Origin of the sequence: Ruminococcus gauvreauii, assembly GCF_025151995.1 — a bacterium.
GTDB lineage: Bacteria > Bacillota > Clostridia > Lachnospirales > Lachnospiraceae > Ruminococcus_G > Ruminococcus_G gauvreauii.
In genome coordinates this window covers 1,158,587-1,173,732 of the sequence record NZ_CP102290.1, presented here as the reverse complement: position 1 = coordinate 1,173,732, position 15,146 = coordinate 1,158,587, and the positions used below count along the sequence as shown (strand labels likewise).

General features: G+C 46.0%; 12 protein-coding genes. 10 read left to right on the top strand and 2 right to left on the bottom strand.

Annotated features, from left to right (window positions below):
- The first annotated feature begins 13 nt into the window (after positions 1-13).
- The 3 genes from NQ502_RS05705 to NQ502_RS05695 all read left to right on the top strand — a co-directional run bounded on the left by NQ502_RS05705 (position 14) and on the right by NQ502_RS05695 (position 2,213).
- Positions 14-760, top strand: coding sequence for an ABC transporter ATP-binding protein (locus tag NQ502_RS05705; RefSeq protein WP_028529715.1), 747 nt, complete (start codon positions 14-16; stop codon positions 758-760).
- A 7-nt stretch (positions 761-767) separates the two neighbouring features.
- Positions 768-1,562: a sulfite exporter TauE/SafE family protein gene (locus NQ502_RS05700; RefSeq protein ID WP_028529716.1), complete on the top strand. Its 795-nt coding sequence runs from the start codon at positions 768-770 to the stop codon at positions 1,560-1,562.
- 87 nt (positions 1,563-1,649) lie between these two features.
- Positions 1,650-2,213 carry a DUF305 domain-containing protein gene (locus NQ502_RS05695; RefSeq protein ID WP_028529717.1) on the top strand — a complete coding sequence of 188 codons (564 nt, stop codon included), beginning with the start codon at positions 1,650-1,652 and terminating at the stop codon, positions 2,211-2,213.
- 50 nt (positions 2,214-2,263) lie between these two features.
- Here NQ502_RS05695 and NQ502_RS05690 read toward each other — a convergent pair whose 3' ends face one another.
- On the bottom strand, positions 2,264-3,121 hold the full coding sequence (locus tag NQ502_RS05690; RefSeq protein ID WP_028529718.1) for an AraC family transcriptional regulator: 858 nt from the start codon (positions 3,119-3,121) through the stop codon (positions 2,264-2,266).
- A 153-nt stretch (positions 3,122-3,274) separates the two neighbouring features.
- Between NQ502_RS05690 and NQ502_RS05685 the strand changes: the two genes are divergently transcribed.
- The 4 genes from NQ502_RS05685 to NQ502_RS05670 all read left to right on the top strand — a co-directional run bounded on the left by NQ502_RS05685 (position 3,275) and on the right by NQ502_RS05670 (position 9,800).
- A complete protein-coding gene (locus NQ502_RS05685; protein ID WP_028529719.1) occupies positions 3,275-4,420 on the top strand; it encodes a uroporphyrinogen decarboxylase family protein in 1,146 nt (381 codons plus the stop codon).
- A gap of 207 nt (positions 4,421-4,627) precedes the next feature.
- The gene (locus tag NQ502_RS05680; RefSeq protein ID WP_169579928.1) at positions 4,628-7,798 is read left to right on the top strand and encodes an amino acid adenylation domain-containing protein; all 3,171 of its coding nucleotides are present in this window, start codon (positions 4,628-4,630) and stop codon (positions 7,796-7,798) included.
- Between the two features lie 10 nt (positions 7,799-7,808).
- Entirely contained in the window at positions 7,809-8,720 is a 912-nt protein-coding gene (locus tag NQ502_RS05675) for a DMT family transporter (protein ID WP_044983506.1), read from the top strand.
- A gap of 60 nt (positions 8,721-8,780) precedes the next feature.
- Positions 8,781-9,800, top strand: coding sequence for an AraC family transcriptional regulator (locus NQ502_RS05670; protein WP_028529721.1), 1,020 nt, complete (start codon positions 8,781-8,783; stop codon positions 9,798-9,800).
- Positions 9,801-9,806: 6 nt separating this feature from the next.
- Here NQ502_RS05670 and NQ502_RS05665 read toward each other — a convergent pair whose 3' ends face one another.
- The gene (locus tag NQ502_RS05665) at positions 9,807-11,330 is read right to left on the bottom strand and encodes a PucR family transcriptional regulator (RefSeq protein ID WP_028529722.1); all 1,524 of its coding nucleotides are present in this window, start codon (positions 11,328-11,330) and stop codon (positions 9,807-9,809) included.
- A gap of 140 nt (positions 11,331-11,470) precedes the next feature.
- Between NQ502_RS05665 and NQ502_RS05660 the strand changes: the two genes are divergently transcribed.
- From NQ502_RS05660 to NQ502_RS05650, 3 genes are all read left to right on the top strand, one after another.
- Positions 11,471-12,592, top strand: coding sequence for a uroporphyrinogen decarboxylase family protein (locus NQ502_RS05660; RefSeq protein ID WP_028529723.1), 1,122 nt, complete (start codon positions 11,471-11,473; stop codon positions 12,590-12,592).
- A gap of 201 nt (positions 12,593-12,793) precedes the next feature.
- Positions 12,794-13,534, top strand: coding sequence for a LytR/AlgR family response regulator transcription factor (locus NQ502_RS05655; RefSeq protein WP_083963464.1), 741 nt, complete (start codon positions 12,794-12,796; stop codon positions 13,532-13,534).
- Positions 13,531-14,847, top strand: a complete 1,317-nt coding sequence (locus NQ502_RS05650) for a sensor histidine kinase (protein WP_028529725.1) — start codon at positions 13,531-13,533, stop codon at positions 14,845-14,847. Before NQ502_RS05655 ends, NQ502_RS05650 begins: the two co-directional genes overlap by 4 nt.
- Positions 14,848-15,146: the final 299 nt, after the last annotated feature.

Here is a 15,146-nt window from a genome sequence, read left to right as displayed (position 1 = left end):
ACGGGAGGTAACTATGTCTGATAAAAGAATCAAAATTCAGGTAGATCATCTGACAAAAAAATTCGGAAACCTTACAGTGCTGGATGATATTTCGTTTAATGTGGAGGAAGGAGAATTCCTCTGCATTGTAGGGCCGACCGGATGCGGAAAGACTACTTTCCTGAACAGCGTAACAAAGCTGTACGACATCACTGCGGGGCAGATCCTTGTAAACGGCGAGGAGGTCAATCTGAAGAAGCACAATATTTCATATATCTTTCAGGAGTTTTCAGCGATGCCGTGGCTTACGATCGAACAGAATGTCGGATTTGGGCTTGATATCAAAAAAGTTTCGAAGGCAGAGAAAAAGGTGCTGGTAGATGAGATGCTGGAAATCGTAGGACTGTCTGATTTCCGCAATTTCTATCCGCAGCAGGTTTCCACAAGCATGAACCAGAGAATTGGAATTGCACGTGCATTTGCCACGAAGCCGGAAATTTTGCTCATGGATGAACCGTATGGGCAGCTGGATATTGAGCTGCGTTTTAAACTGGAGGATGAACTTGTAAAACTGTGGAAAAAGACCGGGACAACTGTTTTGTTTATTACGCATAATGTGGAGGAGGCGGTTTACCTGAGTGAACATATCATGGTGCTGACAAATAAACCATGTCATGTGAAGACCGTCATAGAAAACACGCTGCCCAGGCCGCGGGATGTCATGTCCCTTGACTTTGTCAAACTGAGAGATCATGTAACGGAAATGATTAAATGGTGGTGAGCAGCTAATGGCATTTGTCTTATTTGCGGTGAGCCTGCTCGCGTCAACGGTTGGCGCGGTGGCAGGATTTGGAGGAGGGGTTATCATCAAACCGGTGCTTGATGCATTCGGAATCCTTCCTGTGAGCACAGTCAGCTTTTTGTCCGGCTGTACTGTGCTCGGCATGTCGGCGGCATCTCTGTTCAGAGGAAGAAACGGCGGAGTGAAACTCAGAGTTAAGACAAGTACACCGCTTGCGGCCGGCGCGGCTGTGGGGGGATTGATAGGAAAAACATTGTTTGACCTGGTACGCCGTCGTTTTTCGGATGAGAATATGCTGGGATTCATCCAGACGGCATTGCTGCTGGTCACAACAGTTATGGTACTGGTCTATGTAATAAAGAAGAACAGGCTGCGTACGTTACGGGTGGAAAGTATTGCGGCATGCCTGCTCATTGGTATTTTTCTGGGCGGAATCTCTTCATTTCTCGGCATAGGAGGAGGCCCCGTTAATGTTGCGGTACTGTTCTTTTTCTTCTCTATGGATGCAAAGACTGCCGCCAGAAATTCTATCTATATCATTCTGTTCTCACAGATTTTAAATCTGGCTGTAGCGATGGTTAAGGGAAATGTCCCCACATTTTCCGTCAGCAGTCTGGTGATGATGATGGCGGGCGGCATTGCAGGCGCTATTGCAGGAGCAGAAATCTCAAAGCGGATTGATTCAGGGAAGGTAGAAGTCCTGCTGTACGTCCTGATGATACTGATTGTCGGAATTAACTGCTATAATCTCGCCGCCTTTGCAATGCTGCTGCATTCTTAGAACCGAAATTATGTGACCGGCTGTGCTGCTCCTGCATATAATGTTAGCAGCGAAAAATATAGCTGCCGCAAGGAGGACTATTGAGAGATGCGTAGTCAGCAAAGGTTCAGTGATGTTACCAGGTCTTATCTTTGCTGTTTTTATGAAATACTGAAAAATATGATAGATGATATGGACGGTGCGCAGCTCACTGACAGTATCTCGTACAACTTTATCGTTCAGATGATCCCGCACCACAGAGCTGCCATTGAAATGTCTAATAATATTCTGCAGTATACAACCTGCATACCATTGCAGGAAATCGCACTCGGCATCATAGAGGAACAGACCATGAGTATTCAGAATATGCTGAGCATTCTGGATCGATGTGCTGGGCTGGGTAATGCACAGCAGGATGTATGCTGCTATCACAAGAGCTATCAGCAAATTACACAGATCATGTTCACGCATATGCAGGATGCCTGCTCGACGAATAATATTAACGCTGATTTTATACGCGAAATGATCCCCCATCACAAGGGTGCGATCAGTATGTCTCAGAACGCACTGCGCTTCGACATTTGTCCGGAACTGGTACCCATCCTTCAGGCGATTATCAAGTCGCAGCAGAAGGGGGTATGTGAGATGGAACGGCTGCTGCGGTGTGTATAAAAGTGAAAAACGCAGATCTGTTGAAGACGGATCTGCGTTTTCTTTCTGCTCTAAATTCTGCGAATCTTCAGACTGCGGTATTCCGTAGGTGTTTTGTGAAACTGAGTATGAAAATAGTTTGAGAAGTAAGCATCACTCTGAAAACCTGTCTTGTCAGCAATTTCCCTTATGCTCCAGTCCGTATCTCTGAGCAGTATTTTTGCTGCGTTCAGCCGTGTCTGTATCAGATATTGCTTTGGTGTGATTCCTGTCTGGCTTTTGAACTTCTCTGAAAAATAACTGGCATTCAGGCAGGCCATACCGGCAAGCTCCTGGACGGTCAGAGGCAGGTAGTAGTTGGCTTCGATATAATGAATGGATTGATCGATCACAGATTCCCTGCCGGCTTTGGGACCATGCTGCAAAGTAAGCAGGTCGCTTAAAATCGTATGAATATGGCTGGAGATGATCTCCTCGTAGAGCGGCGTCTGCTGAATGAACCCTTCTGCGATTTCCGTCAGTGCACGGTAGGTGCGATTGATATGGGGAGGCGTATAGGCGTGCTGATACTCGTGAATGCGGGAGACGAGCTCCGGAGCCCGGTTGCCGCGAAAACGTACAAACAACAATTCAGTGTCTTTGCATGCCGCATACAGATGAGCCTTGGAGGTGTCGATGATTCCGATCTCGTTGTCGTGCAGCAGATATTCTTTCCCGTCGATGATAATCAGCATCTCGCCGTGCACTACATATTGAAAAGAAAAATAGCGGAAGTTTGAGAGCGGACGTGAGGTAACATAATGCCTGTTTAAATGATAGTGGCCGCCCTGTTCGGTATAAAACAGATTTTCCTTTGCGAAGTCAGAAGGGAAATTGATATAGTATTCGGAATCTTTCAACAGGATTCCGGCTTCTCCAAAAGGTTTCATAACAGCACTCCTTGATCTGTATTTTCTTATGTTATTGCTGGATTCTGAATAATGAAAAAGAGATAAAAGTAGCGTAATATATAGGTATATTATAGCACAGAAGTTTTATTAATAACAGAAAAAACATGGGAAAAATGAAGTTGGAGGAAAAGAATGTTGACAAGAAAAAATTTTATTGCAGCAATGCGTGGGGAAAAGGTTGACAAGGTTCCGCTGTTGATGCGGGAGGGATTCGAGTACTGGTGGGAACCGAAGGGAAGAGACGAATTCAAGGCGGGCTGGATGAATGATCCGCAGTACCGCAGGCTGATTCAGGCTGTCAAAGAGAGTGACGCCTACATCTTATGCCAGGACCAGTCGTTTTTGTTTAATCGTTTTATGATGTCGAGCACGGACAGGATCCGGACCGTGACAAAGGATGTAGATGAAAACACAAAGGATGTTTTTGGAGAACTTCACACGAAAAAGGGCGTGCTTAGGTTCCGCGATTCCATCTTCCGGAACCAGTGTACGCAGTGGATCATGGAAGTCCCGGTCACGGAAGCGGAACAGATGGAGGAGCTTTTAGACACGCCGTTTGAGATCAATGATGAGACCGTGGATATTGCGGTACAGGCGGTGCAGGACACCGTGGACCGTCTGGATGAACGTGTGATCTATCAGTTCTTTGTACCGTCGCCCATCGTTACCATCTCCCGTTGTATGGCATTTGAGACATTTTTGGAGCTGTCGCTGACGGAGCGGGAACTGATGCTGGATGCACTGGAAGAAATTACACAGAGGCAGATGAAAATGGTGGATGCGGTAGCGCCGAAACTTCCTGAAAATGTCGTATTCTGGATGGGGGGATCTGAACAGTGCACACCGCCGATGATGAATCCGGAGGCCTTCGACATGTTTGTGGAACCGTATGATTCCCGGGTTGTGAAAAAGATGAAGGAGTACGGGTATGCTGTCGGCTGTCACTGCCACGGCAAGGTTCGCCATGCTGTCGATGTCATGCGCCGGATCGGTTATGATGCAACAGAACCGGTGGAGCCGGCGCCGCAGGGGAACGTATCCATGAAAGAGGCCTTTGAGATCACAGAAGGTCAGCTGACTTTGATCGGCAATCTGGAGTGGGCGGATCTGGAACTGGCGTCAGAAGAGGAAATCCGCTGTAAAGTCAGAGCGTTGGAAGAAGTGAAGGATGAGCGCCTGATCGTAGCCTCTTCTGCCGGACCGATCACAACCGTGACAGAAAAGCTGGTGGATAACCATTTAGCGTGGCTGGACGAATACTATAAAATATTTGGATAAAAAATTTCATGGAAAAATAACCTCCGGATTGTGTGCAGTGAGAGACGCAGCGGAGGTTTTTTCTTTTGGGGATTACAAAACCTGTGTTTTTTAGTATACTGAAAAGTAGAGTAAAAAATTACGACTTGCCTGGGGATATGGAGTGCTGAAGAAATGAGAAGTGTCAGAGATACCTTTATTATAAACAGGAACAAAACGGAAGACCGAATGATGAAAATATTCTCTTTTGTCTACGGGGTTAAAGATTTAAAAAGGGGAGAGCGCTATCGGAAGATTGAGGCGGGCAGCTGTGCAGTTGGCGGGCTGAATATCATTTCCGGTCTGACGGCGCTTGGGATCCTGGTATTCAAGTACACAGGCAGGGAGCAGTTCTGCCTGACATACCGAATGGAAAGAGAAAGAAGTATAGATTTTTGTATACGTTCGAAATCTACAGCTTCTGAAATTTTTGGGGACATTGTGAATCAGGTGGAAGTTAGCCGTGAGCCCGCTTATCACGATGTTTTGGATATTCTGCTGGATTTTTCGGATGCCGATGCTTATCCGGAAACGGATGAGTATCATATGGTCCTGAGGGCAAAGGCAGACGGCGGTAAGATCAGATGCTCTGTGTTTTTCAAGGAATCTGTTTACTGCGGCGGATATGCCAGGCAGATTGCGGAACAGTGGCTCATGCTGCTTCAGAAGCGGATGAGCGAAGATACAATAAAACTGGATGAGCTGCGCCTGGAATCAGAAGAAGAGCGTTTGGCCAGATGGAATACGGTGAAATCTTCCGCTGAAGATTTCAGTTATGAATACCGCCATTCCATTGTGGAAGAATTTTATCTGGGATTTCGTGATCATGCCGATGATACGGCTCTTAGTGATACGGAGGGGAAGATGACGTACCGGCAGCTCGATCAGATATCGAATCGGATAGCCAATATGCTGCGTCTGAACGGAGTAGCAAAAGGAGACCATGTTGCTATTGTGGGAGAGAGAAGCCGTTCGATGATCCTTTCCATACTGGGGACGCTCAAGCTGGGGGCGGTGTATATTCCCATCGATATGGAGCTTCCGGTTAACCGGATCAGGTATATCATGCAGGATGCCATGGTGAAAAAAACGCTGCTGCTGGAACGTGTCAGAGACCTGGAAGAGTTTGAGAATGCCGTAACTCTGGATAGCATCGACGATTACCCGGAGGAGTTTGTGAACGAACAAATCGGCGGAGAAGACGATGCTTATATTCTCTATACTTCCGGGACGACCGGCAATCCGAAGGGTGTGATTGTAAAGCATGAGAGTGTCGTAAATTTGAGCAAATGGTTCGGCGATACTTACAACTTAAAAAAGAACCGGCATGTGCTGCATATGACAAATATGTCATTCGATGTTTCGGTTGAGGAAACCATCACAACGCTGCTGAACTTTGCAGAGATCCATTTGATTCCTCAAAATATCAGGTTCAACAAACAGGAGTTTGCTGCATACCTGACGGAACATAAGATTGCCATCGCCCAGTTCGTTCCCGTCACTTTAAAGGAAATGCTGGGGGACACAGAGAAGATAGACTGCCTGAAAGTCGTCATCTGCGGAGGGGAACGGCTGGATGACGATTTGAAAAATGATATGCTCAGGAAAGGATATGACCTGTTCAACCACTATGGCCCGACCGAGTGTACGGTGGATGCCGTTACGTGTAAATGTGAACTTGCATCCAATAATCTGGGGCGCCCCATTGCGAATACAGAAGTTTATGTGATAGACAGTGACAAAGAACTGCAGATGTTCGGCGCCGTCGGGGAACTCTGTATCTCCGGTGCGGGAATGTCCCGGGGGTATTTCCGTAAAAAGGAGATGACGGAAGAGAAGTTTACCTGGATTCCGTCGCTGAATAAGAAAGTGTATCGGACAGGCGACCTTGCTGTTATGATGCCGGACGGCAATCTCAGATTTGTCGGCAGATCAGATCATCAGGTGAAGATAAACGGTCTTCGCATTGAGCTGGAGGAAATTGAATGTCATTTGAAGAGGTATGCCGGGATTGAGGAAGCAGTGGTTACGGTGATCAGGAATCATTACGGCGGAAGGGCTCTTTGCGCATATTATAAAAGCACTGCATCTGTGAATTATAAAAATATAAAAATCTTTCTGGGGCAATTTCTGCCGCAGTATATGATCCCGAATCACTACATATTGATTGAAGAATGGCCGGTCACGGTCAACGGGAAAATTGATAAAAACCTGCTGGGCGAATGGGAGAGCAGTATCCAAACTAGGAAATATGAGGCGCCCGTGAATAAGGCGGAAAGAGAAATATCTGATGTATGGAAGAAAATACTGGGACATCCCAGGATCAGCGTGGTAGATGAGTTTATCAATGTCGGCGGAGATTCGCTGAGGGCGGTGATCCTGTCCAACGTTCTGTCTGAAAAGTATAACCTTCAGATTCCGCTGAACAGTATCCTGACAAGCACGGTCAGACAGACTGCAAAGCTGCTGAACCAGGGTACGGCAAAGGAAGTGCTGCCAAAGGATGATAATCTGATTCTGCTGAAAAGCGGAAGCGATACCGCGCGTCACGTGTTTTTTGTCCATGCGGGTAACGGCGAGGCGGAGGCATTTATAGATCTGTGCGATGGCCTGTCTGTGGATTCTTATCTATGGGGGATCCGTGCGGACCGGCTTGCGGATTACTCACCCAGAAACGTCACACTGTCCGAAATTGCATGTCATTATGTAAAGAAGCTTGAGAAGGTGCAGCCGGAGGGGGAGATTCAGCTGATCGGCTGGTGCATCGGGGGCAGTATTGCCTTTGAAATGGCTCTCCAACTCGAGCAGAAGGGAAGAACGCTTGGTTTTTTCGGAATGATCAACAGCTTCGCACCGGACAGGGAGTTCTGGGACCAGGTACCGGCTTTTTCTCTTTATACGGAGGCGGCGGCAATTAAAAAACTTCCACGCAGTGAGGCGTTTAAAAAGCTGTACGGGAAACCGGAGAGTATTTCCGGCATCTGGCTTTGCCTGCTTGAATATTATGACATGATCGGGCTGTCTGCGGAGGAACTGAAGAAATGTGTTGATGATGATATGGACCGTGCAATTCCATATTATGATTCGGCCAATGTTACCGTACGCCATATCGTATATTACATCAACGTGCTCAGGACATTCGACAACGCCAGGGCCCTTTATGTTCCGACGCGGCGGCTGAGGGCACAGGCCCACTTTTTTGCGGCGGCAGAAGAAACAGCGGCCAATATTCCTGTATGGAATCAATACTGTGAAAAACCGATGCAGATCCATGAAATCAGAGGCAGCAATTTCTCGGCACTGCAGTACCCAAAGGTGCAGGAATTCTCAGAACTGTTAAATAAAATGTTGTCAGTATAAGGAGAGCAGGATGAAAAGAAAATATGCGGATTTTTTGCTGATATTTATTACTGCTGTCTGGGGGCTGTCATTTCCGATCATGAGGAATTCTTTAACCTACATATCAGAGCTGACGTATCTGTTTTACCGGTTCCTGCTGGCAAGCATTGTTCTGGTGGCTGTCTTTCACCGCAGACTGCGGAATATAACCGGAACCGTATTGTGGAAGGGGGCGGTACTGGGAGTGTCGCTATCCGGTGCGCTGGGATTCACGGTTATTGCGCTTCGCTATACTACGGCTGCAAATGTGGCTTTTATCACCGGAATGAATATTGTGATCGTTCCTTTTCTGTCCAACATAATATTGAAGAAAAGGATCGACTGGGTAAAAAGAGGAAGTGTATTGATCGCTGTGATCGGACTTTTTCTGATATCCGGGGGCGTGGAGCTGAAATTTAACAGGGGAGATTTTCTCGCCTTTCTGTGTGCACTATGTATTTCTGCACAGATCATTCTGACGGATATTTTCACAGCCGATGAGGATCCGGTTATTCTGGGGTGTTTACAGGTCAATACGGCGGCGGTTATTTACTTTTTGTTAAGCCTTGCAGGCGGGATCGGATTTACGTTTGAGGTCAGGTGGATCGTGATGGTCACGATTCTCGTAACCGGAATTGCCGGAACTGCATTGGCATTTGTAGGGCAGACCCTGGTTCAGAAATATACGACGCCGTCCCACGTGGCTATCATTTTCATATTGGAACCTGTCTTCGGGGCGGTGTTTGCACTGTGGATTCCAAGACTGGATGGGACGACAGAGACGATATCTGCGGTCAAAGGAATCGGATGCTGCCTGCTAATCGCATCGATGCTGTTTACGGAGATTGCGGGGGCAAAGGCGGAAGTCAAATCAGGACAGCATGGTGAGATTACGGGGCGATAAACAGGAGTCTTATAAGCAGAAAACTGTTTTAATCAGACATTGATTACGGAGGTGTTTGTTATGCGGGGATGGGATGAGCGAAAAGTATACGTTGCAAGACATTGCCATCAGGATTGCTTTTGGGGGCTTACATATCAGAACGGGTATCTGGAATTTCCAGTTCGCGATACGTCTGCCATTTCAATTGCACCATGGGAAGATAATATATCTGTAAAGCCTCACCGTCATGCCTATTACGAGTTTGCATTGGTTACAAAGGGCTCCTGCGTCCACAGCTATAAAGGCGTGAAAGTTCCGCTTGTGCCCGGAGACGTCTTTTTGATAGAACCGCACCAGGAGCACAGCTATGAGATTCAGGCGTCCGTCCATATCATAAACTGCAATTTTATCGCCGAGGGCCTGGGGGATGACTGCAACGAAGTGATATCGGGCGCTTCAAGGCTAAAGCCGGTCAGTCATATGGACGAGGACACAAAACGCCACTGGGACGAGCTTCTGCAGTATGTATCACTGGTTGATCAGGAGATCAGTCAGGAGGTGCGCCAGTCATATCTGAATGCGCAGGGGATCATCCATCTGGAGAGCAGCGAAATGGACGAGGTCGAACGTCTGCTATGGGCGATGATGGACGAGCAGGAAAAGAACGAACTCAACTCCGAGTATGCCAAGGCAGCGTATCTGCAGCTGATTCTGATCCTGTTTCAGCGTGTGCAGGTTCAGAAAAACCAGCGGATGAGCAAGTATTCGACTCAGAAAAAAGCGATGATCTACGATGCGCTTGCCTATATTGAGGAACATCTGGACAAAAAAATAGATTTTGAAGAGATCTCCAGAAACTCATTCCTGAGTCCGAGTTATTTCCGCGCCATCTTTAAGGATGTGACAGGCCTGACGCCGATTGAGTACCTGAACCGTATGAGGATCGTCAAATCTCTGGAATATCTGGAGATGGAGCAGCTGTCCATCACAGATGCGGCTGCCAGGGTGGGGATCTATGACTCCAACTATTACTCGAGGCTGTTCAAAAAAGTGATGGGGTATTCGCCGCGTTATTTTAAGAGTATACGGGAGAAAACGTAAACCTCCTCAGGCATGCAGCGCATCGTCGATCATAAAGGAGATCATCAGATGGGTCAGCTGTTTCATATCATTGAAATCAATTCCCGTCAGTTCGTTAATCTTGTTGAGGCGGTATATACACGTGGTCCGGTGAACGAACAGCGCTTCTGCTGCGTGCGAGATGTTGAATTTGTGCTCAATCAGGACTTTCAGGGTCAGGATCAGGCAGCCGTGCGGATGAAGCGCATCGTATCTCTTCAATATACTGATCGCCGGATGGCAAAGCTCGGATGCGGGATATTGAGCCACACACTGTGCTTTCAGATAATCATATACGAAATCAGAGAAATAGTAATACCAGAAAGACGGCGCCTCCTGTTCCCCGACGGAGAGTGCCGTTTCAGCTTCGCTGCAGAAAGTCTGGATGCTGAAAATGTCCGTAAAAGGATTGCTGATGCCGATTTTGCACAGCGTATCGCGCAGAAATACCTTGAAATCATCCGGAAGCCGTTCTTCGCCTCCGGGCAGAGACAGATTCCGGACGCAGAAAATCCCGGCGGCATTGCTGATGAAGCAGCTGTTTCTGAGCAGATTTTCAATCTGTATGCGGATATAATCAAAGGAGATCGTAAAATGGTCCTCCTCGAGAAATTTAAATTTAATTACCTGATAACGGTGATCCTTCTCCCATCCGTAGGAGGAGAGGACGGCAGTGTATCTGTGCATGTCCTCAACGCTGCCCTGTATGATGTGGTTCACGATGCTGTACAGGCTGTGCCTGCTGTCGGAGTAGTGAGACGAACTGTTTTCGATGGAAAAGGCATGCGTGACAGAGCTGCCGAGTGCTTCGATCACGGACAGTTTTCCGTCAAAAAACGTAATCTTTTTGAACTTGGCCACAAGCCTGGCACAGTATCGGTCATTCAGAAAAATGTTGATATAATACAACAGCAGATTGCGGTTTCCGGACGGATAGTTCTGGACGCCATGGAGGGAAAATGCCTCCTTGAATTCCTTTTCCTGATTATATTCCGTGACCTGTTCCCATGTCATGCTTGAGGTCTGGGGAAAGTTTGACACTTTGTAGAAATCTTTCGTGGTGATCAGGTAATGGTAATCAGCGTCGACAAGAGCCATTTCCATACCTGTTAAGCGTGAGGCGGCGTCAAACAGTTCTTTTGCATACTGAAGACCTGAGCGCGTCAGCAGCAGAAGGTCATTGAAGCGGTCAAATTCTGTCCAGACTTCCTGAAGGAGATTTGCCAGTTCGAGTACGGTGATGTCTTCATTGACGTAAATAACGTCAAAATCCCTGTGATACAGCGCCGGTTGTTCCCTGTGCTTCAGGCATAACCAGGTGTGACCGCTGGGGTCTTTCAGATTTGCGAATGCATGATAGGTGATGATCTGAAGATATTGCACGCTGTGTTCTGAGGCCGACGGATAAAAAAGAAATCCTTTCAGCGGAAGGTCGGAAAAAGACCTGTTCGGGCGCTCCATGCATATTGCAGCCGACATTGTTTCATAGATAAGACTTGCAGTCAATTCCATAACCCACCTCCATTTATATTACTACAAAATGTAGCAAAAATATTTGTAAATGTCAATATTCTGAGAATTCATCCGGCCGGAACGGAATGTTATAATGAGAATAACATGATGAAACAGATGCCGGAAAGGAAGTGCAGCATATGGGAAGAAAAGAATTTGACGTCAGTGAGCTGGATATTATTGATTACAGAAAATGCGGGGCGATGGCTATTTTTAAACCTCTGTTTGGAGGAAATGTACCGCCGGAGCCGGTCTACAATACGCCGATAACGCCAAAAGAAAACTGGAGGCTGGCGGCGGCAGGCAAAAAACCTTACTGGATCCCGAGAGGAGGATGGGGATTCTGCGATATCAATGTATTCAGACCCAGAATCCATCCCGACAGCGTCGTGACACATATCATCTGCGACGGTGAGGAGGATTACCCGTATACCTCCAATACCATGACGAGTGACTGGTTCGGGCTGGAATGGGTGTTTGTGCCGCATGTGGGCGGGGCCACAGTCAAGCCGGGAAATCCCAAGGTTCTGGATGCTTCCTGCTGGGAAGAGTACGTGTCACTGCCGAGCCTGGACGCTATGGATTTTGCAATGTGTGGAGAAAAGAATAAGGAATTTCTGAACACACCGAAGATGAATCAGCTGGGAATCCTGTCCGGATTCTGGGAACGGCTGATGTCTCTGATGGATGTGGAGGGAGCGGCTGTCGCTCTGATCGACGAGGAACAGAAGGCCGGAGTGCACCGGCTGTTTGACGCGCTGTGCAATCTGTATGATGAGTATATTGACCGTATGGTAAAACACTGTGATATCGACTGTGTGCTGGTTCACGATGACTGGGGAACACAGAATGGTCCGTTTTTCTCGCTTGATACCTGTATGGACATGATTGCTCCTTATCTGAAGCGTATGGTGGAATCGGCACACAAACGTGGACTGCTGTTCGAACTGCACAGCTGCGGGAAAATGGAAAAACTGGTGCCCGCCATTCTGGAGGCGAAGGTGGATATCTGGTGCCCGCAGAGCATCAATGATTTTGACTCGCTGGTTGAGACATATAAAGATGAAACGCTGATCTTCGGCAAGCAGGGAATCGAGGTGCCGCAGGGACTAGGTGATGAAGAATACCGACAGCTTGGGAGAGACTGGGCGGCAAAATATATTGACTATCACGTGTGTACTGCGACCCGCGGCATTCCGGAGGCATTTACACAGGGGGTTTATGAGTACAGCCGGAAGGCTTATCAGGACGCGGAGGATTAGCATATAGATACGAGCCAAAAAAGAGTGACATGATTGTCACTCTTTTTTGGTCTTTGAGTTTAAAACTATTGAAAAAAATAGTGACATAGTGTAATCTTATAGAGAGGATGCAATGCATTATTTTGATATAATATGCGTATGTTTTGCATCCGCGGTCAAATTCCAAAGTAAACGGTCAGCTTATCGGATGTGGACGATTTCATGGTGAAATGTGGGAGGAAAAAGTCTGTGATCAGGGTTGCGATAGTAGATGACAATGAAACTTTTTTGAAACAAGCAGAATCAATTGTGAAGAAGTGTTTGACAGAAAAAGGCATGGAGTACGAAATTAAGCTTTATAACACTCCAGGAAATCTGGCCTGGGATCTGGAGGAACGGACATATTTTGATGTTTTTCTCATTGATATCGAAATGCCGGGAATCAATGGTTTGGAGTTGGCGCAGAAGATACGACTGAAATATCTGCAGCCGTATCTGGTGTTTATCACCTCTCACATGGAGTACAGCGTGGAAGGATATGAATACAATGCCTATCGATATATTTTAAAAGAGAACATGGAAGAGAAACTTCCGCCGGCATTGGGAATAATGTTAGAAGACCTGAAGACGAGGGTTCAGCGGCAGTATATCATTGAAGCGAGTTCAAAGATTGTAAAAATTAACTACGAAAACATCTTATATTTTCAGGTTAAGGGGAAATATACATATTTTCATACCAGCGATGATGTTATACGCGAACGAATTACGCTGAAAAATGCATATCAGAAGCTTGCGGCAGAAGAATTCATCTACATTGATAAGAGCAACATTGTGAATCTGCACCACGTGATGGGGTTGGAAGGGCAGTCTGCGATCATGCGCAATGGCGAAAGGCTTCCGGTCAGCGTCCCGCAGCTGCGGGAAGTCAAGCAGGCGATCAGCAGCTACTGGGGTAAATCATGATCGGCGGCGGGCAGATAATCAGTATTCTTGAGATAATTGTCACTACATATTGTGGAATACAGCTGGGGTTCCGCCCATGTAAGATGCGCTGGAATCATTGGGCGGCGAAGGTGTTGTTTGGCGTACTGGTGGGGATCTGGATTACGCTGCGGATTATCAATGTGTTTTACACTAAGTTTGCAGGAATAGAGTATGTATTCATAGGGGTTTATTATTGTCTGCTTATAATTTTGTTTTTTAATATTGGATTTTTGCGTGCATTTGTGCAGAGTGTAATTTACTGGCAGAGTATCATGGTATTGCAGGCGCTTGTGATCTATTTTTGCAGCACGAAAGAACGAGTAACATTTTTAGATTATATCGGGGCAACACAACCATGGCATTGGGTGCACCTGGGAGTAACCGTATGTATCATTATCGTATCCGTTGTGTTACACCAGCGGAAAAAGGGAAAAGCGTTTGTTGAATTACGGTTTAGAAGAGAGTATATCCTTGTGGCAGGCATATTGCTGATAGTTGCGATTTTTTATAATTTAATTTTTGATAATGCACGTGTACCTAATACAGGATCACAAAAAGATTTTGTACTGGTCGTATTTTTCGTGTTGGTTCTGAACAGCCTGGGGATTTTACTATGGGTGTATAAAGCTTATCAGGATATGAAATATAAAAGCTTAATGGTAACAAATGATTATAATCAGGTAAGCACCCAGTATCAACTGCTTCAGGAATTACATGAAGAAAAAAGACGGCAGATCCATGATTCTGTACAAAGAAATATTTTATTGGCAGGGTATTTGAAAAATAACCAAATTGAGGAGGCTAAAAGATATTTAGCCGGTATAACTGACCAAATGATACAAGAGAAGGCGCCTGCATTTACCGGAATTCCTGTTATAGATATTATGCTGGGTTATAAAAGAAATGCAGCACAGCAATTGGGCATTATATTTGCAATGAAATTGGATGTGCTTTTTTGCCCAATAGCGTTAAGTGATATGTGTGTGCTATTAGGGAATCTGTTGGATAATGCCATAGAAGCGGTCCAGGCATTGGAAGTTGGACAACGTCGTATTTTTATTAAAATAATAACAGTCAATCAGATTTTTACGATGCAAATATCTAATCTATATGAAGGAAGACGCAGAAAGACTGACGGTAAATACCAGACAACCAAAAAAAAACGGACATTGCATGGAATAGGACTTGCAAGTGTTAGTCAGATTGTCGAGAGATGTGGGGGCATTATGGAGATCAGAGATAACGATGCGTGTTTTAAAATTACTATTACTTTTTTTGAGAAGATTAACTAAGTCAATATTGAGGTGGGATAGTATATTAGAGAAAATATCAATGCAAATGAGCATTTGAAAACGATTCTTGGTGAAGGATTATGTAAGCAAATTCTTCAGGATACCTGCCTTGCTGATATGCCGCATCGGTTGCTGCCTGATATTACATGTTTGTGATAAATTAATATAAGGACATAAAATAAAAGATAACGGACAAAATAAAAAAATATTGTAAAATTATGTTATTGTATTTGTAGGTCAAAACATTACACCAACAACGGAAGGGGGAGATTCCAATGGGGATTAAGGCAGAGAGAGCA

Bases quoted from the DNA above. Each gene is read 5' to 3' on its own strand.
- NQ502_RS05675 (WP_044983506.1), top strand. From the start codon at position 7,809: ATGAAAAGAAAATATGCGGATTTTTTGCTGATATTTATTACTGCTGTC.
- NQ502_RS05700 (WP_028529716.1), top strand. From the start codon at position 768: ATGGCATTTGTCTTATTTGCGGTGAGCCTGCTCGCGTCAACGGTTGGC.
- NQ502_RS05670 (WP_028529721.1), top strand. From the start codon at position 8,781: ATGCGGGGATGGGATGAGCGAAAAGTATACGTTGCAAGACATTGCCAT.
- NQ502_RS05665 (WP_028529722.1), bottom strand. From the start codon at position 11,330: ATGGAATTGACTGCAAGTCTTATCTATGAAACAATGTCGGCTGCAATA.
- NQ502_RS05685 (WP_028529719.1), top strand. From the start codon at position 3,275: ATGTTGACAAGAAAAAATTTTATTGCAGCAATGCGTGGGGAAAAGGTT.
- NQ502_RS05705 (WP_028529715.1), top strand. From the start codon at position 14: ATGTCTGATAAAAGAATCAAAATTCAGGTAGATCATCTGACAAAAAAA.
- NQ502_RS05655 (WP_083963464.1), top strand. From the start codon at position 12,794: ATGGTGAAATGTGGGAGGAAAAAGTCTGTGATCAGGGTTGCGATAGTA.
- NQ502_RS05690 (WP_028529718.1), bottom strand. From the start codon at position 3,121: ATGAAACCTTTTGGAGAAGCCGGAATCCTGTTGAAAGATTCCGAATAC.
- NQ502_RS05680 (WP_169579928.1), top strand. From the start codon at position 4,628: ATGATGAAAATATTCTCTTTTGTCTACGGGGTTAAAGATTTAAAAAGG.
- NQ502_RS05660 (WP_028529723.1), top strand. From the start codon at position 11,471: ATGGGAAGAAAAGAATTTGACGTCAGTGAGCTGGATATTATTGATTAC.
- NQ502_RS05650 (WP_028529725.1), top strand. From the start codon at position 13,531: ATGATCGGCGGCGGGCAGATAATCAGTATTCTTGAGATAATTGTCACT.
- NQ502_RS05695 (WP_028529717.1), top strand. From the start codon at position 1,650: ATGCGTAGTCAGCAAAGGTTCAGTGATGTTACCAGGTCTTATCTTTGC.